At 39.9% G+C, this 21,206-nt stretch carries 16 protein-coding genes; 9 read left to right on the top strand and 7 right to left on the bottom strand.

Annotation, left to right across the window (positions count from 1 at the left end; translation table 11 throughout):
* Positions 1-26: 26 nt before the first annotated feature.
* Entirely contained in the window at positions 27-1,199 is a 1,173-nt protein-coding gene (locus Q7674_RS01980) for a cation:proton antiporter domain-containing protein (protein ID WP_045064070.1), read from the top strand.
* Positions 1,200-1,253: 54 nt separating this feature from the next.
* On the opposite strand, the gene Q7674_RS01975 is transcribed toward Q7674_RS01980, so the two are convergent.
* Together Q7674_RS01975 and Q7674_RS01970 are read right to left on the bottom strand one after the other, a co-directional pair.
* On the bottom strand, positions 1,254-2,477 hold the full coding sequence (locus tag Q7674_RS01975) for an HlyD family secretion protein (RefSeq protein ID WP_305422404.1): 1,224 nt from the start codon (positions 2,475-2,477) through the stop codon (positions 1,254-1,256).
* The gene (locus Q7674_RS01970) at positions 2,470-2,844 is read right to left on the bottom strand and encodes a hypothetical protein (protein ID WP_045064072.1); all 375 of its coding nucleotides are present in this window, start codon (positions 2,842-2,844) and stop codon (positions 2,470-2,472) included. Before Q7674_RS01970 ends, Q7674_RS01975 begins: the two co-directional genes overlap by 8 nt.
* A gap of 176 nt (positions 2,845-3,020) precedes the next feature.
* Here Q7674_RS01970 and Q7674_RS01965 point away from each other — a divergent pair, with 176 nt between their 5' ends.
* A complete protein-coding gene (locus tag Q7674_RS01965; protein WP_045064073.1) occupies positions 3,021-4,028 on the top strand; it encodes an AraC family transcriptional regulator in 1,008 nt (335 codons plus the stop codon).
* Between the two features lie 80 nt (positions 4,029-4,108).
* Here Q7674_RS01965 and Q7674_RS01960 read toward each other — a convergent pair whose 3' ends face one another.
* A complete protein-coding gene (locus Q7674_RS01960) occupies positions 4,109-4,462 on the bottom strand; it encodes a hypothetical protein (RefSeq protein ID WP_008988872.1) in 354 nt (117 codons plus the stop codon).
* 407 nt (positions 4,463-4,869) lie between these two features.
* Between Q7674_RS01960 and Q7674_RS01955 the strand changes: the two genes are divergently transcribed.
* The 5 genes from Q7674_RS01955 to corA all read left to right on the top strand — a co-directional run bounded on the left by Q7674_RS01955 (position 4,870) and on the right by corA (position 11,688).
* On the top strand, positions 4,870-5,913 hold the full coding sequence (locus Q7674_RS01955) for a GMP reductase (protein WP_045064074.1): 1,044 nt from the start codon (positions 4,870-4,872) through the stop codon (positions 5,911-5,913).
* A gap of 724 nt (positions 5,914-6,637) precedes the next feature.
* On the top strand, positions 6,638-8,698 hold the full coding sequence (locus Q7674_RS01950) for a protein-disulfide reductase DsbD family protein (protein ID WP_052679879.1): 2,061 nt from the start codon (positions 6,638-6,640) through the stop codon (positions 8,696-8,698).
* Positions 8,698-9,210 (top strand): protein disulfide oxidoreductase, encoded by a 513-nt coding sequence (locus Q7674_RS01945; RefSeq protein ID WP_045064075.1) that lies wholly within the window; start codon positions 8,698-8,700, stop codon positions 9,208-9,210. Before Q7674_RS01950 ends, Q7674_RS01945 begins: the two co-directional genes overlap by 1 nt.
* An 8-nt stretch (positions 9,211-9,218) precedes the next feature.
* Positions 9,219-9,923: a DsbA family protein gene (locus Q7674_RS01940; RefSeq protein ID WP_045064076.1), complete on the top strand. Its 705-nt coding sequence runs from the start codon at positions 9,219-9,221 to the stop codon at positions 9,921-9,923.
* An 814-nt stretch (positions 9,924-10,737) separates the two neighbouring features.
* Positions 10,738-11,688 (top strand): magnesium/cobalt transporter CorA, encoded by a 951-nt coding sequence (gene corA / locus Q7674_RS01935; protein WP_008988870.1) that lies wholly within the window; start codon positions 10,738-10,740, stop codon positions 11,686-11,688.
* Positions 11,689-11,780: 92 nt separating this feature from the next.
* On the opposite strand, the gene Q7674_RS01930 is transcribed toward corA, so the two are convergent.
* From Q7674_RS01930 to Q7674_RS01920, 3 genes are all read right to left on the bottom strand, one after another.
* The gene (locus Q7674_RS01930; RefSeq protein ID WP_237156744.1) at positions 11,781-13,742 is read right to left on the bottom strand and encodes a chitinase; all 1,962 of its coding nucleotides are present in this window, start codon (positions 13,740-13,742) and stop codon (positions 11,781-11,783) included.
* Positions 13,743-14,069: 327 nt separating this feature from the next.
* Positions 14,070-14,354, bottom strand: a complete 285-nt coding sequence (locus tag Q7674_RS01925; protein WP_045064078.1) for a hypothetical protein — start codon at positions 14,352-14,354, stop codon at positions 14,070-14,072.
* Between the two features lie 239 nt (positions 14,355-14,593).
* A complete protein-coding gene (locus Q7674_RS01920) occupies positions 14,594-16,516 on the bottom strand; it encodes a BCCT family transporter (protein WP_305422398.1) in 1,923 nt (640 codons plus the stop codon).
* Positions 16,517-16,932: 416 nt separating this feature from the next.
* Here Q7674_RS01920 and Q7674_RS01915 point away from each other — a divergent pair, with 416 nt between their 5' ends.
* The gene (locus tag Q7674_RS01915; RefSeq protein WP_146146572.1) at positions 16,933-17,331 is read left to right on the top strand and encodes a hypothetical protein; all 399 of its coding nucleotides are present in this window, start codon (positions 16,933-16,935) and stop codon (positions 17,329-17,331) included.
* Between the two features lie 445 nt (positions 17,332-17,776).
* On the opposite strand, the gene Q7674_RS01910 is transcribed toward Q7674_RS01915, so the two are convergent.
* Positions 17,777-19,159 (bottom strand): lytic polysaccharide monooxygenase, encoded by a 1,383-nt coding sequence (locus tag Q7674_RS01910; RefSeq protein WP_045064082.1) that lies wholly within the window; start codon positions 19,157-19,159, stop codon positions 17,777-17,779.
* Positions 19,160-20,666: 1,507 nt separating this feature from the next.
* Between Q7674_RS01910 and Q7674_RS01905 the strand changes: the two genes are divergently transcribed.
* Positions 20,667-21,059, top strand: coding sequence for an H-NS histone family protein (locus Q7674_RS01905; RefSeq protein WP_008988864.1), 393 nt, complete (start codon positions 20,667-20,669; stop codon positions 21,057-21,059).
* The last annotated feature ends 147 nt before the right edge of the window (positions 21,060-21,206 follow it).

Here is a 21,206-nt window from a genome sequence, read left to right as displayed (position 1 = left end):
TGAGTTAGTAAAGCAAGGTAGGTGCAATGGGTGATAGTCTCAATACCATTATTTCTGAACTTTGCGCCATCGTGATCAGTACCGCAGCTATTGGTAGCCTGTTCCTTTACGCAAAACAGCCCATCATCATTGCCTACATAGTGGCAGGTATTGTAATAGGTCCTTATGGTATTGCCTTAATCAACAATGCTAACGATATTACCCAAATGGGGCATATCGGGGTGATATTACTGCTCTTTTTACTTGGCTTAAACTTACAGCCTCAACGCTTACTTAAACTGTTTCGTGAAAGTGCATTAATCACTCTTGCTTGCAGCTTATTCTTCTTTATTTGTACTTTCCTATTTGCACTATTGATCCGCTTACCCTTAACGGATGCCTTGATCGCAGCAGCCGCCATGATGTTTTCCAGTACTGTGATTGGGCTTAAATTAATACCGACTACCACGCTTCATCATCAACGTATTGGTGAGATAATGACAAGTATCTTATTAATCCAAGATATTTTAGCCATTAGCGTCTTACTGCTGTTAAATATCGATAGTGAACATAATATTGGCTTTGCGATCCTCTTCGTCTTCGCCAAATTAATCATCATTATTGTAAGTGCTTACTTAGCTGTGAAGTTTTTGCTCTTACCGCTGATGAGAAAATTCGATGTTATTCAAGAATATAGCTTTATTGCGACCTTAGCATGGTGCTTCTTTTGGGCTGAAATCAGCCATAGAGTCGGTTTATCGTATGAAACGGGCGCATTTATTGCGGGTACATTATTAGCCGTTAGCCCAATCTCCAATGTCATCGCACTACACCTAAAGCCTCTTCGAGAATTTTTTCTGATCCTTTTCTTCTTTGCTGTCGGTGCCAATATCAACTTACTTGCAAGCGATTATTACACTTTATGGGGGATCATTTTTGGTATCGCATTAGTGCGGATCAAAGCTTGGGGATTTAATCAGGCACTTGCTATTTCAGAGCCTAAGGCTCCTATCAATAAAGAGCTAAGCGCTAGATTAAGCCAAGCCAGTGAGTTTTCATTACTATTGGCGTACACAGCAATCATGAACGGAATGATTTCAGAGCAAGGAAAAACCTTTATTCAAATGGTCACTTTAACCACCTTTATTCTTTCAACCTACTGGATAGTTACACGCTACCCAACACCAATATCGAATAAAAATGACCTTCGCCAAGATTAAAAAGCCCGCCTCTATCTCAATAAAGGCGGGCTTTGGATTAAAGTAAGTTATTACTTACATTGACCAAACGTAGAAGATTTGCGCTTTCATTCGAATAATGATCCCACGTACCACATCCAAAAAGCCCATAAAACTAATCGGCTTTTCAGCACTGATCCAACCAATGCCCACAGAGCCTACCGGAATATCATAGCCTTCTGTTTCAAGCACTTTCAAACGAACAAAGTGGTGTTTATTTGCCATATTGGCACCTGTCGTTTGGCGAACATTGGTTTCACGACCAATCAAATTACCTTGAGATTCGTCGGTTGCTTCAACAATGCCTTCCACTTCAGCAGCAAAGACTTTTCCTGGGTAAACAGCAGTTGCAAATTCTGCCATTTGTCCCGGCTTCACATTACGGATCGCTTGGTGATTAACACGCATCAACACATACTTTTCTTTGGTATACATTTGAATACGAGGTACTGAACCAACAAACTGTCCTTCACGCATAATAAAGTTCGTTACGTATCCATCTGTTGGTGCATAGACCTTAGTATTTTTAAGATCCCACTCAGCCTTTGCTACATTCTCTTGCTGGGTTTTAACATCAACTTCACGGCTATTTACCGCCAATTTCGCCTTGTCTAACGCAAGTTGTTTCTGTTTAACCGCAATTTCAGATTTATCAATTTGCGATGTCAGCATGATTTTCTGTGATTTTGCCACTTCTACGGCGGTACGCTGCTCATCTAATTTACTTTGGGTAATAGTATGATTAACCACACTATTTTGTTTAATGTAGCGATTTAACATCGCTTGTTTCAGCTTGTAATCTTCATTTGCTGCAGCAAGCTGATTGTGGGCAATTTCAATGTCTTTATTAGCGGCGTGATAACCAGCTTGCGCCATTTCAACATCTTCTTTTGCAATACTTAAAGCAACTTCTGCTGATGCCAAGCTCGCTTGTGCTTTATTCAAAGCAATACGATAAGGTTCTGCATCAAGCTCGTACACCAAATCCCCTTCTTTTACTTGGCTATTTGGCTCCACATAAATTTCATTTACATGCCCTTTAATGGTACTTGCCGCAGGTCGTAATTGAATATGTGGCGACTGCACTAATGAGCCGCCAGAAAGATCCATTGGTGCGTACGTGATCAAGCCATACCATACAAATACCAGCCAGCTACCACCACCAATGTACGCAAATGCTTTAGTAAACTTATTCCATGGCATACCAGCCAAACGAAGCAGATAAATAAACAGTGCCCATACCGCTAAACCCTCAAGCATTTGTCTGCTCCTCTGTTAATTGCTTTTTCTGTGTCGTTACTGATGCTGATTCATTTTTATTAACGTTATTAGGATGATCAGTATGCCAAATATCACGTAGACGTCTTAATGCTTGTTCACCGTCGACAAAAGCAATGATCACAGCAAGAACCCACACCCAATGCCATATAAAGCCTATCCAAGTGAGCGCAGTAATGAGTCCTATTTGATGGTGTTCTTTACTTGCTGCTTTATGAATAGGTAATTCGTGGAATTTCCAAAAGCCAATACCGATTGCAGCAATGGTTCCCAACATCACAACACTTGCAACAACATGCAGTGCTGTATCTACGCTTGTGCCTGAAAATGGCATACTAAATAGACTCATTAAATTCTCCAGCTAACTAAATAATTATTTTTATTCAATTGGTTAGTTGTTATTACGTTAATCAACTGTAAGCGTTTTTTTGCCAACATAAACAACTATTGACCAAACACATCAAAATAAGTCTATTTTTGATATATCCTATCTAATGAATAATGTTTGCTGTCTAAGGAAAAGAAATGTTAGATATCGCTTTTATTAGAACCTTGTTTATCAAACCGCTGGATTACGCCATTCAAAAACACTATGGCTTATCCCTCCAACAGCTTGATATTCCTGAACTATTAATCCGAGAGAGCATGTCTCTTATCCCTTTTAAGGATTATTTATTCTGGTTAGATCGCATTGAAGAGCTCACCAATGATCCGAGTTATATGATCACGCTCGCTGATCAAATGACATTTAGTTCAATGGGGGGATTAGGAGAATGGTATTTAAGCTGTCCAGATCTGCCTCTTGCCTTACGACGCATCAACTATGGCTTATCTTGCTTACAAAGTGGGGCGTCTTACCATAGCGAACTATCAGGCAAAATCATCAAATGGACTTATGAGAACCCTTACTCAAAAGGCAAAGGCAGTAGGCACGATCATTTGCGTGTCGCTGTGTTATTCACGCAGACCTTACGTGATTACATGGGAGAGGGTTTCTCACCACTTAAAATAGAGATCAATGCGCAGGAAATACGCTCTGAGAAGATTGCGGAATTTTTTCAGTGTCCTATCCGCTGGGGAGCGCCTAAAACACAAGTTTGGTTACCCATGTCGATATTAGGCGCCTCTAATAATCAACCGCCCAAATCAACCAAACCAATGTTAGTGTCTAATTTACAGTTAGATGACTTTCTTAACATGCCACAACCTGCTGACACAGCTAAATTGATGTTTGAGTTGATCAACTATTCGCGCTATTACCAATACCCAAATCTTGAATTTATCGCCGAGCAACTCTCGTTATCAAAACAACAACTACAGCGCCGACTGCATCACTTTGGCTGGACATTCACCGACACCACTAACTACGTTTTATGTAACATCGCGATTAAATACATGCAGCAAGCATTACCTATTGAGCAAATCGCCGCCAATTTAAGTTATAAAAACGTCCAGAGTTTTACCAAAGCGTTTCAACGTAACCGTGGGATCACTCCACTGCAATACCAACAACAGCTCCTTGAAAAACAGTAAAACTTTACATGCCTAAAAACGAAAAAAGGTTAAATAACTTATTGCTATTTAACTTTTTTATCTACTTTTATCACAACTTTTTAAGCAACAGCATGGATCTTCATATCGATCTCATCCGTTTCAGGCTGAAGCAACTTTTCACGAATCGTAGACATCAATACAATCGGCCCCATCATGTTTACACGCAGTGGTGTGCCGCCTAAACCATAATGTAATTCAGAAGAGTCTGACGATGAGTAGTTGTATTTGTAGTTAAACTTATCAGATGCCATGTGTAACAAATCGAAGTCTTTACGATGACAAGAAATGTATGCGCGCCAGTACATTGCATCAATGATCTCTTCAGGCTGCTCTGCCCGAATAATGAAGCGCCAGCTACCATCTTCCCCATAGAAATCCAGTGGGAAAATCTTTCTTATCTTTCTTTTCTTCAACAAATTAAACCTTCCCACAACACTTCGTAGAAAAATAAAGCATGAGAATCACCCATCTATTAAGAATAGCTTCTCATTCTAAAGATACGAATAATTTTAAATATTGTTTTTGTCAGTACTGACTTTGAAGGAAATTATGCAAAGATTTCCTGAGAATGGAAGCGAAAAGTTTATAAAAAACACTATTATGATGAAAACTTATCCTGCTTTTATCATAATTTATTTTCTTTAAGACATATTTATTTACATTTATAGGGTTGTTTTTAAGAATTTACTTCCTATAATGCTGAAAACCGGAGCGTCTGCCAACGCTCCGGTTTTTTTGTGCCTGCTCATTAGGCGAAAACGTTTACCTGCCAGTAAATGCTTCGTTGAGCATATTCGATAGATAAGTTTAAGGAATAACCATGCGTATCGAACAAGACTTGAAATTAGGTTTTAAAGATGTACTGTTTCGTCCAAAACGTTCTACTTTGAAAAGCCGCTCTCAAGTTGAATTAACCCGCGAGTTTACATTCAAACATAGTGGTCGTCAATGGTCTGGTGTACCAATTATTGCGGCTAATATGGACTCTGTTGGTAGTTTTGAAATGGTTAAAGCCCTTTCTAAGCACAACGTAATGACAGCCGTTCACAAACACTACACTGTTGAACAATGGGCTGACTTCATTTCTCAAAACGACGCTTCTGTTCTAAAGAATGCCATGGTTTCTACTGGTACTTCTGACGCTGATTTCCAAAAAACAAAAGACATCATGGCGCTAACAGATGATCTTATCTTCATCTGTATTGATATCGCTAACGGTTACTCTGAACACCTTGTTGAGTACGTAGAAAAAGTACGTGCAGCATTCCCAGACAAAGTGATCAGTGCGGGTAACGTGGTTACTGGTGACATGGTTGAAGAGTTAATCCTTGCAGGCGCTGACATTGTTAAAGTAGGTATTGGCCCTGGTTCTGTATGTACAACACGTGTAAAAACAGGCGTTGGTTACCCTCAACTTTCAGCAATCATCGAGTGTGCAGATGCTGCGCACGGCCTAGGTGGTCGTATCATCGGTGATGGTGGTTGTTCATGTGCAGGTGACGTTTCTAAAGCCTTCGGTGGCGGTGCTGACTTCGTTATGCTTGGTGGTATGCTAGCTGCACACGATGAAAGTGGCGGTGAATTGATCGAGCAAGACGGTAAAACGTTTATGAAGTTCTACGGTATGTCTAGCCAAAGCGCAATGGACAAGCACTCAGGTGGTGTTGCGAAATACCGTGCAGCTGAAGGTAAAACAGTTCTACTTCCTTACCGTGGCCCAGTTGAAAACACAATCCAAGACATCATGGGTGGTGTTCGCTCAACATGTACTTATGTTGGTGCAGCGCAGCTTAAAGAGCTAACGAAGCGCACAACTTTCATTCGCGTACAAGAGCAAGAAAATAACGTATTCGGTAAAGAATAAGTTACTGATTAAGCGTTATAAACTGTAAATAACTATTGCCTTTTTCTTGATGGTTAACCATTTAAGAGAAAGGCATTTTTGTATCTGCTCTATATGTTTATACAGCTTGAGTCATAGCTTGATGAATGAATGTATCCTTTTGAATAATCAACACTAATTACAACCAACAGATCCCAAGAAATATTTGCAATCACGATATCTAACGTGCATATTTCTCCCCTAATAGAGGTAAATGGTCACAACAACGATGTTCAAGTTTTATAACAAACAACGAATAAGCAAGAGCGCACTATTTATAGTGGGTTGGGTTATTTGTATTTGTTTAGCGACCAATATGAACATCTTCCGCGGTTGTAAAACGCAGTTTCAAGACAACAATCAAAGTACTATTATTTCAACTGATGGCAGTGACTCTAATCTCGATAATAGTTCAAACTCAGAAGCTAACGACAAGTGTCATTTGTCTGAACACCTCATCAACTTTGATCAACATCAGCTCGATAATCACCACGTCATTGTGTCGTTTTTGGCTTTCATAGCCATCGTCATCTTACTAACAAGTAGCCCGCCCTACTTTCCCCCATTTACAGAGCCGATCTTTGCAAAAGGTAGGCGAACCCATCTACAAATTTGCGTCTTTAGAGAATGAGAAATTGATGTCACTAAAACATTAATAATCAATTTCTAAGGACATACAATGTGAAAATTTAATACGCTATTACACATGGCAGCTTTGCTGTGCATCGTATTTGGCAGCACCCTAAGCTTAAATACTCACGCTACTGGTCTTGATACAGCGCTAAGTACTGGCTGGATGACAGACCAAACACATCCATACATTAAAACTAACTTTGTCATCACTGGACAAGTCGATAAACAAACCAAAACCGTTGCCGCTTATTTAGAGGTAGAGCTAGATGAGGGTTGGCATACATATTGGCGAAGTCCCGGAGAAGGTGGTATCGCACCGAAAATGACATGGGATAATTCTACCAACCTTCATTATGTTGATTGGTTTTGGTCATTCCCCGAGCATTTCAGTCTGCTTAACATAAATACCCTTGGGTATAAACGTCACATCACATTCCCTATGGTGTTGCATGTTGAGGAGCTATCCAAGCCCGTTGCGCTTAATGCAACGCTGACTATTTCGTCATGCACTTCTATCTGTGTTCTCACTGACTTTCCAATAAAGATCCGCTTTGTTCCGAATGATCTCATCTCGAACGACAAAGCAATGCTGACTTACGCGCGCGCAATGAGTAAGGTGCCAAAAGACTCTCCACTCATTGAGAATGTAGAAGCCAAGTGGGACAAAGCACAATCTAAACTCATCGTCACTGCGAATCATCAAATAGGATGGACTCACCCAGATGTACTTATTGATGGAAAGTCAGATCAGATACAAGACGCCACTTTCTCTAAGCCAGATATCGATATAAAAGGGCAAACACTCACTGCTACTTTCAGCGTTAGTAGTTGGATGAACGAACCAAATCTGCTCAATGAAAACATCTTTCTTAGTTTTAAAGATGGAAGCTTTATTGCCGAAAAAGCCGCATTAGTAACAGCAGGACAAGCTATACACAAACCTATCGCTCACATGATGCTCTTAGCACTAGTTGGTGGTTTGATATTGAACGTCATGCCATGTGTTTTTCCAGTTCTTGGAATGAAACTTGGTAGCGTTATCGAAGCGAGAGGACTTGAAAAACGACAAATTCGCTTTCAATTTCTTGCATCTTCAACAGGGATCTTACTGTCATTTTGGTTAATTGCTCTTTGCCTAATGCTATTAAAAGTCACTGGTAGCGTCATAGGCTGGGGAATCCAATTTCAAAATGGTTGGTTTCTGGGGGCTATGTTCATCATAACAGCACTTTTTGGCGCTAACATGTTAGGTCTTTTTGAAATTCGGCTGTCATCTAACACTAATACATGGATGGCATCAAAAGGTGATAACAGCTATTTCGGTCACATAGTTCAAGGAATGTTTGCAACGCTATTAGCTACGCCATGCTCTGCGCCTTTTTTGGGAACAGCTGTCGCATTTGCTTTAGCTACTGACATTCCAACCATGTTTGTGATCTTCACAGCGCTTGCTATCGGTATGGCACTACCTTGGATACTTGTTTCAATATTTCCTTCAATCGCCTTGGCGCTACCTAAGCCGGGTATATGGATGAATAACGTTAAGTATCTTTTTGGTGCAATGATGCTGATAACCAGTATTTGGCTGCTTAGCTTACTGAAAAGTCACCTATCAGAAGTATGGCTTTACGTAGCAAGTGTGACGGTATTTGGAGCAATGCTGATCCGAGTTTGGCTGGTTCATGGTTATCGACATGCCGTCATCCTTTGCTCAATTATTATCGGGCTAACAATAGGAGCCTCTTTCATAAATCAAAGAGAGTCAAAACTCCTACCGCCAGAGCCTGCTTGGGAAGCGTTATCAACTCAAGCGATCAATGATTATGTGTCCGCAGGAAACGTGGTGTTTGTCGATTTAACCGCTGATTGGTGTGTCACCTGTAAGGCAAACAAGCTCGGAGTTTTATTGAGAGAGCCAGTGTACAGCACACTACTAAGTGACAACATTGTTCCAATGCGTGGTGATTGGACAGTGCCTAGTAAGAAAGTCACTACCTTCCTACAAGATCATGGTCGCTTTGGTGTGCCATTCAATATTGTTTATGGCCCAAATGCACCAGCAGGCATCGAGCTTCCTGTGATACTCACGGAAGATGCGGTTCGTAACGCGATAAAAAAAGCGGGAGGTCAGTAATGTTTAAAGACAAGAAAAAGCCATCCAAGCTAAAAGAGTATATTGCGTTGTTCACCTTCGTGTTTGTCATGATCCAAGCTATCGATATGGTGAGAACAAGTGATATTCCTATTGAAAAGACGCCAGTAACTGCAGGTATTTCGCTTAATGGGCAACACATTGATGTAATAGAGCAAAACAAAGATAAAGCAGTATTAGTGTATTTTTGGGCTACATGGTGTGTCGCATGCAAATTCGTCACCCCAATCGTTAACTGGCTCAGTGATGACTATTCCGTTGTTGGGATCTCTTTTAATTCAGGTGATGATCATCGCGTTCAACGCTATATGAAGGCAAAAGGTTACCATTTCAGCACCATTAATGACGCCAATAATCAAATATCACGAGACTGGGGAGTTCAAGTTGCTCCAACACTCATCGTCTTAAAAGACGGAGAAGTTAAAAGCACTACCTCTGGATTAACCACCCCAATGGGCATCTTAGGCCGTATGTGGCTGGCAAATATTAAATAGGACTCTTCATGAAATTTAAATTAATCGTATCCCTAATGGCATCATTGCTTTTTGCTCCAATGAGTTTTGCTATGACTCAACAGGAACAATTACAAGACATCAATAAAATACTGAATGCACACCCGGACATCATTGCAGGACTGCATAATAACTTGGTCATGTACTTACAACAGCAGGAAGGTTTGTCTCTTACATTGAAAAAGAACCATGATTTTATCTATGCAAATCCAGATCATCCTTCATATGGCGCTAAACAGCCTAAACTGACGATTGCAGTGATTACTGACTTAAGCTGTCCATGGTGCAAAAAGTTAGATCCAGAACTTCGTAAGCTTGTTAGTGAATATCCTGACAAAATTCGAATCGTGAATATCTATGTGCCACTAAAAGAAAAAGGCAATCCTGTTAATTCAACGACATTTGCTTTAAACGTTTGGAAAAATAATCCAGATAAGTTCAACAGTGTCGAAAAAATGCTTTATAGCAAACCAGGTATTCATAACCTTCGTTCAATCACTAAAGTGGCTCAAAAAGAAGAGGTTACTCAAGATCTAAAAGATGTTGATCGTGCGATGGAAATGTCAGCAAAGAACTATCAATTAATGCTTAAACTTGGTGTTCAAGGCACACCCGCTATGATTATTGATGATCAACTGATACCCGGTTACCTACCCTATGATCAGCTTCTTCCGTTAGTAAAAGAGCGCTTGTAGTTAAATAACGTCGTTCAAACTAAATAAACGCATCAATGCCAGCATTACGCTGGCATTTTTGTATCTGCTATAAATGCGGTATGCCGCCTAATACGCTTCCTCAGTCTCGTTTCTGCAATTAAGCAGGCTAAATAACAAAAGCTCATTATAATTGGATCAGTGATTAGTTAATTGAACTATCAATTACCCTTAATCAGACATGAATAAGTCTTTGTTATATACCCAAGCGACTTCAAGTTACGGAATTCAGAACTTGTCACAGCGTCGAGTTCAAGGAAAGCAACGAAGTGTAATAGTTGTCTATTTCCAAGTTGCGTGACACAGAAATCGGTGCTGTGACATGTTCCCAAAGGGCGAGTTTCCTTGGCTTGTACTCGTTGTCGACTATTTTTGATTTAGAGCCACTAGATCTTCAAATCGTCTCCTAGTCTACAAACCAAGGTATTCTCGCTGAACCTAGTACCTTGAAGTCACTTGGGTATAACACTTAATGAGCAAATCTAATGTTGCAATACCGTAAGTTGAAGTCTTTTTCTGTCGGGCGTAACATGCGCCCACCATTATTTGAGAGGACACCGCTTTGAACACTCCCAGTCGATACTGGAATGAGATTTTTTCCTGTTAATCTGTCCTCCCCTGCTTATGCGTGTGCGTTGACAGTGTTTAACTGCCAGCATGCACATCTCCTTCTGCCTGTTGCTTCTATTTAAATCTTATTATTCCAGTTTTGTATTGGTAGAAGCTGCGTTGATCTAGCTTCAAATTGTGTTGTAAAGCGTTGTTGGTATCATCACCACTAGTGGAGATATGAGACATGCTGAACGCATATAAATTAAACGATTACCGTTTACAACGTTTGGATTTAGAAGCCCAAGATCCTATTTCATCGGCGTTATGGGTTGATCTTATCGAACCCAATGAAGAAGAACGAGAGCGCGTTCAACAAGAACTAGGACAAGGCCTTGCGACTCGTCCTGAACTTGAAGACATTGAGGCCAGTGCGCGTTTTTTCGAAGATGAAGATGGCTTACATATTCACTCGTTCTTCTACTATGAAGATATTGAAGATTACGTTAGCAATGCGACCGTAGCATTTACCATTCGTGATGGTCGTTTATTTACCCTACGTGAACGTGAATTACCTGCGTTTCGTTTGTACCGTATGCGTGCCCGCACTCAGCGTTTACAACAAGGCAGTGCATATGAATTGTTACTTGATTTATTTGAAACAAAAATCGAGCAACTTGCAGATGTTATTGAAGACATTTACAGCGATTTAGAAGCTATCGGCAAGGTAATTTTAGGTGGAAAACCGGGCGAACATTTTGACAAAGCCTTAGCTAATCTCGCTGAACAAGAAGATGCAGGCTGGAAAATCCGTTTGTGTTTAATGGATACCCAACGCGCGTTAAGTTTCTTAGTCCGCAAAGCACGCTTACCTGCGAATGAATTAGAACAAGCCCGTGAAGTGCTACGTGATATTGAATCACTCTTGCCACACAACGAATCCTTATTCCAGAAAGTGAACTTCTTAATGGATGCGGCAATGGGTTTTATCAATATCGAGCAGAACCGTATTATCAAGATCTTCTCTGTGGTATCGGTGGTATTTCTACCGCCAACATTGGTAGCATCAAGCTACGGGATGAACTTTGAATTTATGCCAGAGTTGCACTGGGAACTGGGTTATCCGTATGCCTTGCTATTGATGGTATTGGCAGCTCTTGCGCCTTATCTTTACTTCAAACGTAAAGGCTGGTTATAAAAAAGAAGCACTTGCAGTAACAGTAAGATGATTAAAAAGCCCACAATAGCGAACACTGTTGTGGGCTTTGTTATATCAACTAACTCTGATGATTATTTTGGTATAATTTCACCGTTAGCATCAGTTGCTTGTACGTTGAAGTTGTCTTCAACACATAGTTCATAATCACCCGCACTCCATGCACTGTAAGCGGTTTGATAACCTACTAACTTACATTTAAAGCTGTGATTACCCGGGGTGTTAGCATCCCAACCCCAATCTTTATCCCAGTACACTTCTAGTGCGCCAGCTCCTGCAGTATCAAAGGCTTTCATATCAGCACAATCAAGTTTCTCGCCAGAAATATCAAGGTTGAGGTAACTAGTGATCTCTTTATAGTATGCAATACGTGCTTTGGCTTGTGCCGTCGTCGAACCTTTACCACATTCAAATGCACCGTTAATGATTTGAATAGTCGAGCCGAAGCCATGTTCAATACCATTGGCTTTATCTGCCGCATTTGGCTGCCATGTCCCATCAATCACATGCAACATGCTTGGTTTTGGTGGTTGCGGATAGACATAGAAGAACACAGCCGACGCTAGATTTAGCCATGTATCAGCCACCAGCTCTGGTTTCTCAAGCAGTACCATTTTGTCGCCAAACATCGCTTCAGAAAATGGACCATAGTTATAGTTCCAACTTAGCTGTTTAGCACCACGACCAAAGTAACTCTTGTTCGCACAAGGCCAACGTTCCCCTGCCCATCCAGTACATTTGTTGTAAGGACCTGTGGTATCGCTTTCTGACTTATACACTTCACGTACATAGTACAGACCTTGACGCCATTCAGGGTTACCTAATGCGCCTTCCCAGTTCGGTGCATGCGCCCCAGTCTCTTGTACAAAGTGGGCAAACATCGTCGCTAGTGAACGCTTACAAATGGCTAATGAATCACGTCCATCAGTATAAGTTCGACAAAATGCTGGGAACTTGGCAATAGCTTGTAGGAAACGATTGTAGGTATAAGCTGGATTACGAATTGGGAATAAGAACTCCCATAACGCTTCATCAACAATCGATTCTGCACGTTTCACATTTTCAGGGTTCGCTGCACGTAATGGTAGAACTGCTTCAACTGAAGCATTATCTAATGTCACGGTATCTGAACGTACAAGATCAAATAACTCACCACTGGTTAGACTTTTCTCAATCGCCACAAATTCAGCTCGAGGGATCAAATAACCGCCTTTGCCATCTGAGGTTACTGTCATTGAGGTTGGTACTTCCGTCACGGGGCAATCAGCAACACTGTTTGCAGTTGAACCATCAGGACACGTCACAGGGGTTACAGGACATTGCGCAATGTCATCAACAACAGAGCCATCGTCACAGACAACTTTTGCTGGCGGACAAAGCTCAACAGAATCGGCTGTGCTGCCATCAGGGCAAGTAACTGGTGGAATAACTGGACACTCTTCTGCTGTTGCCGCGCTGCTACCATCAGGACATTCTACTGGTGGGATCACACATTGATTATCAATTAAGACTTCAGGCAAGGTACATGTCAGTGGTGGCTCAGTTGTACTGCCACAATTTGTTGACTTCCAGAACCAAGAGTTTGCTTTAGGTGCTTCCCAAACCCCAGGGTTATTTTGAGCGATATAACACTGTTGTTGATACGACACTACGTCACCATTAGCAACGCGGGTTTCACCCAATACAAATGGAGTAATATCTGATGGAATCTCTGTAGTTGGTGGTTCAGGCTCTGTTACCGGAGGTTCTGGCTCTAAAATAGGTGGCTCCGGTTCAACAGGCGGTTCAACCGTATCGTTAGAACAAGTGACTTGATCCCAAAACCATGAGCCTGATTTTGGAGCTTCCCATGTGCCAGGGCTGTTTTTGGCTTTAAAACACTCCCCTTGATAGGAAACCACATCACCATTACTGACTTTAGTGACACCTAATTCAAAGGGTTGCTCTTGTGCTGCAACATTGGCAGTAAACAAGCCCATTGAAGCAGATAATAAAGTAATAAAAGCTACTTTTTTCGCTGGGTTAGATCTCAGCATTTTTATCATCCTTGATTTCAATAGATGGACAAGTAGATAAAATCTCTCCCCATTAATAAACGTGAAAAAGCTGAAACATAAGCGTTCTACACATCAATATAGGGACAATTTTATCGCTGATATACGTTTGCAGTATTGCGAGCGTATTTTTACATCGCAACCTAACCCGCCTTTTTTAAAGACAGAACGCAAGGGGTAAGACAAAATCACAAGATAAGCTGACGCTGTTACATTAGAGTTGTAACCAGAGCCAAATTTATGACGCTAATGATCTTTCAGCCACCAATCCGATAGCCAAACTAGCGTTGAATATTTTCCACACGAGGATTATTTTGACGTTTGTTGCTTAAATTGAATTTGACGAGCAGGATTTAGCAGTGATATCGCCTGTTTAGCTAATGTAGATTGAATCAAACAACACATCGCACTTTTGACGCTTTCCGCTGGTAACTCATCATAGACACATACCACTGTTAAACTATCAGGGAAATTCTGATAATTAACCGTATGGGTTAGCCATTGAAAACCATTGCCTTCTTCTTGAGCGGCATGGCAGACCTGAGTTAACGCAGCAACAATTGTATTATCGCGCTTCTTATCCATTTTACGCATTAATTAACACTCCCTATAAATCACAATAGCAGCTTAATATTCACAACAATACTCTAGCTATAAAGCATCATCGTTAAGATATCAGTTTTGATTATTAAGTAGTTATACACTAAGCCGAAGTTAACGGTACAACAAGCATAGTACCACCTTTATAAGTGATAAAGTTATCAGTTAATTCCCTATCAGCCAAAAACAAAAAAGCGATCCCGAGGGATCGCTTTTTAATTATTTCGCAATGATTAAGAGGCTGTTACTTCTGTCATTGCTGCTTGTTCTTTTTCTTTCATGATATCGTTGAAAACAATGCGCGCTTCTTGAGCTTGCTCAGAGGCTTCAAGTTTGGTTTCTTTCGCCGTCATCGCTTCTGTCGTTAGGCGGTGTAACTCTTCCGCTAACTCAGCAGGCACTTCACCTACATCAGCACCGCTATCACCACGCGCTAATGCCTCAGCACGAATTTGCTTCTTGATCTTCCAGATAGCATTCAGTGCATCACGCTCAGCATCCGCAGCTTCAATAGCCACATCTTTTAGTTGCTCAAACTTCGCTAGCGCCATACCTTCTTTTGACCATGGATCAACATCTGGTAAATCTTCAATGTTAATCACTGGATCTTCGTAACCTTCTTGGTGACTTAAGTCTAGTGATGCCGCTTTAACCGCTGAAATCATTAGCATTACAGTGATAAATAGCAGTGGTAGACCACCTACAATTGCCGCTGTTTGCAGTGTTGCTAAGCCGCCCATGAACATCAATACCGATGGCATGAATGACATTGCGAAAGCCCAGAACAGACGGTTCCAACGCATAGGCTCTTCTGTTACGTCATTTTGTACAACAGATGCCAAGATGTATGAGATTGAGTCAAACGTTGTCGCTGTAAAGATCAAACACAGTAGTGTGAATACAGCAATCACAACAATACTAAATGGTAGTTGTTCTAGAATAGAGAAGATTGCTTTTGTTGCTCCTTCTGCATTCAGGATAGACACCACATCTAACTGACCCGATAGCTGTAGCGATAAGCCAAAGTTACCCAGTACCATGAAGAATAGGAAACAACCCATTGAACCGAAGAAGATAGAGCCAGCTACCATCTGCTTAATCGTACGACCACGAGAGATACGTGCGATAAACAGACCCATACTTGGTGCAAACACTAACCACCATGCCCAGTAGAAGATTGTCCAATCTTGTGGGAAGTGCGTGTCTTCAAATGAACCGTAACCGCCGAATGGTTCTGCCCATGTTGCCATCACGAAGAAGTTAGATAGCATACGGCCTAGTGAATCTAAACCTGTTTCCAGCATGAAAATAGTAGGACCAACAGCCAAGATAAACGCCAGTAAACCTAACGCACCCCAGAAGTTAATATTACTTAGGATCTTGATGCCTTTTTCCATACCCGCATACGCTGAGTAACCGAAAATTGCTGTACAAATAAGTAGAACAAAAATTTGAGTTTCAGTATTTTTCGGTGTGCCGAACAGGTAGTTTGCACCTTCAGTAATAAGAGGAGCAGCTAGACCTAGTGTCGTTGCACCGCCACCAAGTAGACCAAAGATGAAAAGCACATCAATGATTTTACCTGTCCAACCGTAACTACGCGCTTCACCAATAACAGGCATTAGAGCTGCAGATACTTTCAATACAGGCTGCTTACGAACATAGAAGAAATAAGCAATTGGCACAGCTGGCATAAGGTAGATAGCCCAAGCAACAGGACCCCAGTGGAATACACCGTAAGTTGCAGCCCAACGAACCGCTTCTTCACTTCCAGGTGTTAACTGGAATGGAGGGCTTTGGTAGTAATATGCCCACTCGATAGCACCCCAGTAAAGGATACTTGCACCAATACCACCACAAAACAGCATAGCAGCCCAAGAACCTGTTTTAAATTCAGGCTCTTCATCTGCATCACCCAGCTTAATTTGGCCGATATCAGAGAAAATAATGTACACCATAAAGAACACAGCGGCTAAGCCTAATGCTAGGTATAAGAAACCTAGTTTATCCGTCATAAAGGTCTTAGCTGTTGCAATCCAAGTTGCACCTTGCTCTGGGAATAAGATCAGTGGCACAACCACTGAGATCAACATAGCTAACGCTCCGAAAAACGTTGGCTTATCAATCAACTTAAAGTTTTTTTGAAATGTATTCACTATGTTTCCTTACTGCTATTACATAGTCCATAAAAGTTAACCCAATGTTTAACTTTTAACGGAAACAACACAAACAACATCTTTAATCGTGACAATTTAATAATTTAATCAATGCATGAAATATTCACTTTTTGAGCATAAAACGATATTTTTTTCACTTTTTATAGCTAAAATTGATAATAACAACACATTTTGAAACACTTTTATTTCTATCAATAACAACAAACATTGTGATATATCATCAGGAAGATTTACTATCAACCTTCACGTTGGTTCCATTAACAATGGGAACTATTTAACGTTTCAACAGAACAAAATGACCGTTTATATATCTTGGATTATTTTATTTGAAGCATATTAATAATTATATATTCCCTATATTTATTTCATTATTCAGTTTAACTGTTAAAGCAGATTTGACTGATAGCCTTAATGATATTCGTTACTACCAACAACGCTGTAATGATATTCAGAGCAATAATAAAATTAATTTATATTTAGATGCTGATGGGGTAGATAAATTTACTAACGAAGAGAAAAAGCAGTTACTTCAATATCTTAATATTAAAGCAATGGAAACCTGTATGTATGATGCCTACGCAAAGCATGCACTCAATCTTATCAAACATACGGCATCAACAGGCAACAATGCGGAACTACTGGCTTTTATTGATGAAAACAAGCCACTATATAGCCAAGAAACACTAGAGACAGTAAGCAAGGTTAACAGTACTGAACGCTACCGATTACGTAATACTGCACCGTTCAATCTACCATTTAATTTACAACATGCGTTTAAAATAAATGGCTTATAGCAAAAAGAGGGAATAAAAATATTCCCTCTTTTTCTTTTATTGAATTCCATTTAAAAACCTAATTAAAATCACTTCACTTTTTAATATAAATCATGCAGTGACTTTAATTCTTTGTACCGATCTTTAACTATATTCTTAAGTTTAGCATATTTACGTGTTGATAAATCAAAGATATTACGACTAGATTTATACGTTGAGAAACCGCAAATAGATAAGAATTTCGTATTCTTTCTTAAGTTTAAAGGATATTTTTGATTTGCGTTATACTGACTTTCAACAATAGAGCAGAGTGATATATATCCTTTCTTTACTAATGCGTGCTTTATACTCTTCTCAACCCGAGTGACTAACTGCTTTTTTGAACTCATAATCAAATACTTTTAACATAGAATACAAAAAAAGCCCATGTTTCCATAGGCTTTATTCAGGCTAAAGTAATGAGCGATTACAGCTTACGCCATACACCCCATTGACCAGTTGTACCAGGTTCCTCACCTTTCGTGTGCCAACCAGCTTTCCAGCTATCGCCGTTATGAGTTACCACGTCATTTTCGTAGTAAACTTTTGTTGCAGACCAACCACCCACTTCTGGTTTTTCACCTTCAGCTAGTACTTGTTTCCACACATCTGCTTTGCTTGGCTCTTCACCTTGTGTCCACCAGCTCGCTTTCCATGTTTTGCCCATGTGAGTTACCACATCACCACCTTGATAAACAGCCGCTTTGCTCCAGCTACCTTCAGGTGTTACTGGCTCTTCTGGCTCTTCAGGATCTACAGGTGGTAGCGGCTCAAGTGCTTTAATTGTACTTACTGCAAATGCGTAATCTTTCTCAGAAACCCATACTTGGTTTGCATGAACATTTGACGCATTAAACTCGTATTGAGCAGCGGCTTGGTTCCAAACACCTACGAATAGTTTTTCTGAATCCAATGCATTTAGTTCAGTTGCTAGTGTTTCTGCCCATGTTGCTTGGTTAGCAGCAGTGATCACTAAACGGTGATCAAACACTTCTTCACCTGTTACTGGTGCCATTAGACGGAAACGTACAATGTCACCTACAGCTGGTGTTTGGTAACCCGCAGGTACAAAGTAACCTGGGATTGCGTTCATATCACCACCAACAACTGGTGGAGGCGTTACTTCACCACCATTGCCAGATTGCTTAATGGTAATATCACTACAGTTGTAGAAGCCTTCACCCACAGGGTCAATACGCTGCCAACGAGTATAAAGTACTGCATCACCTGAACGATCAGTTGGAAGCTTCACTTTAAAGTTGTACGTTTTGTAAGGTGTGCCAGCATTTGGCATCACATTACCTACCGTATGAACGAGTTCTAGATCATCCCAGTTTAAAGGTTGAGTAAAATCGTGGCCTGGTTTAGTTAGGTAAAATTCCCAGAACGATGGGTTGTGTGGCGCTGTTGCTGTCCACACGAAATCGAACTCACCGTTTGCATCAAGAACGATTTCCGTTTTTTGCCAATCTTTATGTGGTACATCTAGACCCGTTTTACCCGGCATACCCGCTGCACAAAGTTGACCATCTTTAATGTTCGCTTTAACAGTGTTGATATCATTGTAGTTAGGGTTCAATGACGCAACTTCGTTACGTTGAATGAAAGCTTCAACACCTGATTTATCGTATGAAGCTTTACATGCCGCATTCGGGATTGCATTTGACCAGTAACCGCCATCGTTGTAACACGTATTTTGACGAGCACTTGGGAATTCAGCCCAACCGTGAGCGTTTGCAGCACCAATTGCAGCAACATTTGCAATAGCAAATGCAACAGATAAAGATAGTTTTGTGAATTTAGAAGACATCGTTTTTCTCAATATTGTTTGACGACATAAGTTTGATTCAATACATATATCGCTATTTCAGTATCACTATTTCAATCCACTTTTCTGTGGTTATTTTTATTTAGTGAAGGCAAAAAAGAACCTCTCCCTTTTGCTTGTGTATTTTATAAATCAAAATACAACAAGCACATAACAAACAAAATTAATCAACACGATAAAAGCTAAAGTAACAAATTTTAATCTATTGTTTTTAAAAATAAAATGAGATCACACATGCGCTGAGAGAATACTTTTTGTTACATTTGAAAATGTTACATTAATGTTTATTTCAAAATTAACGCTTAAAAAAACAAAATGGTAAAATAGAAATTAGATTTTTAAACATCCTAATGAGAAGTTAAATTTTATTATTTTATAATCGTCAAAAAACCAACACAAAATACGTCAATAAAATAACGGATGTATTATTAATCTCACAGCTTAAAAATAGCCAAATAAATAGCTGCTTTGATCCATCAATTACTTAGCTTTATATAACTCCCCTACACTTATAACCCAAAATGACTTTCTACTAGAGTTTTGCTCCGCTAGGTGCGCTTCAGCTACAACATAAGCTGATACGCTTATACCTACTCGGCTTCTAGCTCTTTTGGATAATCTCGGTGGAACTGGGCCTAGCGGCTTAAACCAGTTTCTGCCAGTTAAGAGAAGGAAGTATCTAGGTTATCTTTAGTGCGTCATTTCATTTTTTGTATGAAGAGATAACTACTTTTTTGAAAATAATGTACAACATGCTTGGCTTGGCGCTAAACCGCCTCAATAGTTACCATCTGCATCACAAGTTACAGTACAAGCAGATAGAAACTCACCCTGGCAATGGTGGGCATTAGCAATGCTAAAATTCGAGACGGCAAAGGCTACAAGCAATGTGACTATTACCAATAGTTGAATATTCTCTTTATTTTAATTAGGGCTTATAACAACGCATCAATGTGTATCACGAGATAAGGCAATCACGTTATAAATGCGTAACGTATTGCTATCCATATCAAGTGTGATAGCACACCTTCTTAGTGTCGAAATTTATATGAGAATAATCTTACAGAGGATAATTAATATTTCTTATTAGCATAACAAAAAAACAAAACAGATAAGTCAATGATATAAAAGAAATTAAAACAATAACCAACACTAATGGTATGTGGATTGTTAAATTTGGTAACATCCAACAATAATTTCAAATCATTGAATTTAAATAAAAAATCATATCTAAGTGTTGATTAAGCATTACAGTGAGCCTGTTTCAAAACTGACGAAATGTGTCCATTTTTCACCTATTCCCTCATCTTAAATGAATATAACGAGATCTTGTTCGCAAATAAGCTATTTTTGCTTTAAACGGAATATTTAAAATAAATTTAAAAAATGAGATTTAGTTACAAAGATAGTCTCTATTTTTCGTGCCTTATTTAAAAACTTAAGTACAATAGTACCTAATTAATTCCTCTTATTTCAGAATAAAATTTACATGATTGATATTCTATTAAACCTACGCTCACTACGTGCTCAAGCACGTGAAATGTCAGTTTCAGACCTAGAAGAAGGTCTTCAAAAATTCACTCAGGTTGTTGAAGAACGCCGTGAAGAAGAAGCTGCCGAAAAAGCACAAAATAAAGAACAAGAAGCGAAACTTCAAAAATACCGTGATCTGTTAGAAGCAGAAGGTATTACTGCAGAAGAGCTTGTTGCACTTATTGGTGATGCGCCAAAAGCGAAGAAAAAGCGCGCTGCACGCCCAGCTAAATATAAATTCGCTGACGAAAATGGCGAAGAAAAAACATGGACAGGCCAAGGCCGTACTCCTAAAGCACTTCAGCAATTGCTTGACCAAGGTGCACAACTTTCTGAGTTCGAAATCTAATTTCTATCTCATTAAATGTATAAGCCGCTATATTAACAGGCGGCTTTTATTTTTATACGTAACATTCTTTATGCTCCTTTCTCACTTCTTTTTCCTTCTGCTTTATTAACTTCCCCTAGCATCACACCATAAAATGCCCCACTAAGC

Origin of the sequence: Photobacterium leiognathi, assembly GCF_030685535.1 — a bacterium.
GTDB classification, from domain to species: Bacteria; Pseudomonadota; Gammaproteobacteria; order Enterobacterales; family Vibrionaceae; genus Photobacterium; species Photobacterium leiognathi.
The sequence above is the reverse complement of the archived record's forward strand: the minus strand, read 5'-3'. Positions and strand labels throughout refer to the sequence as shown.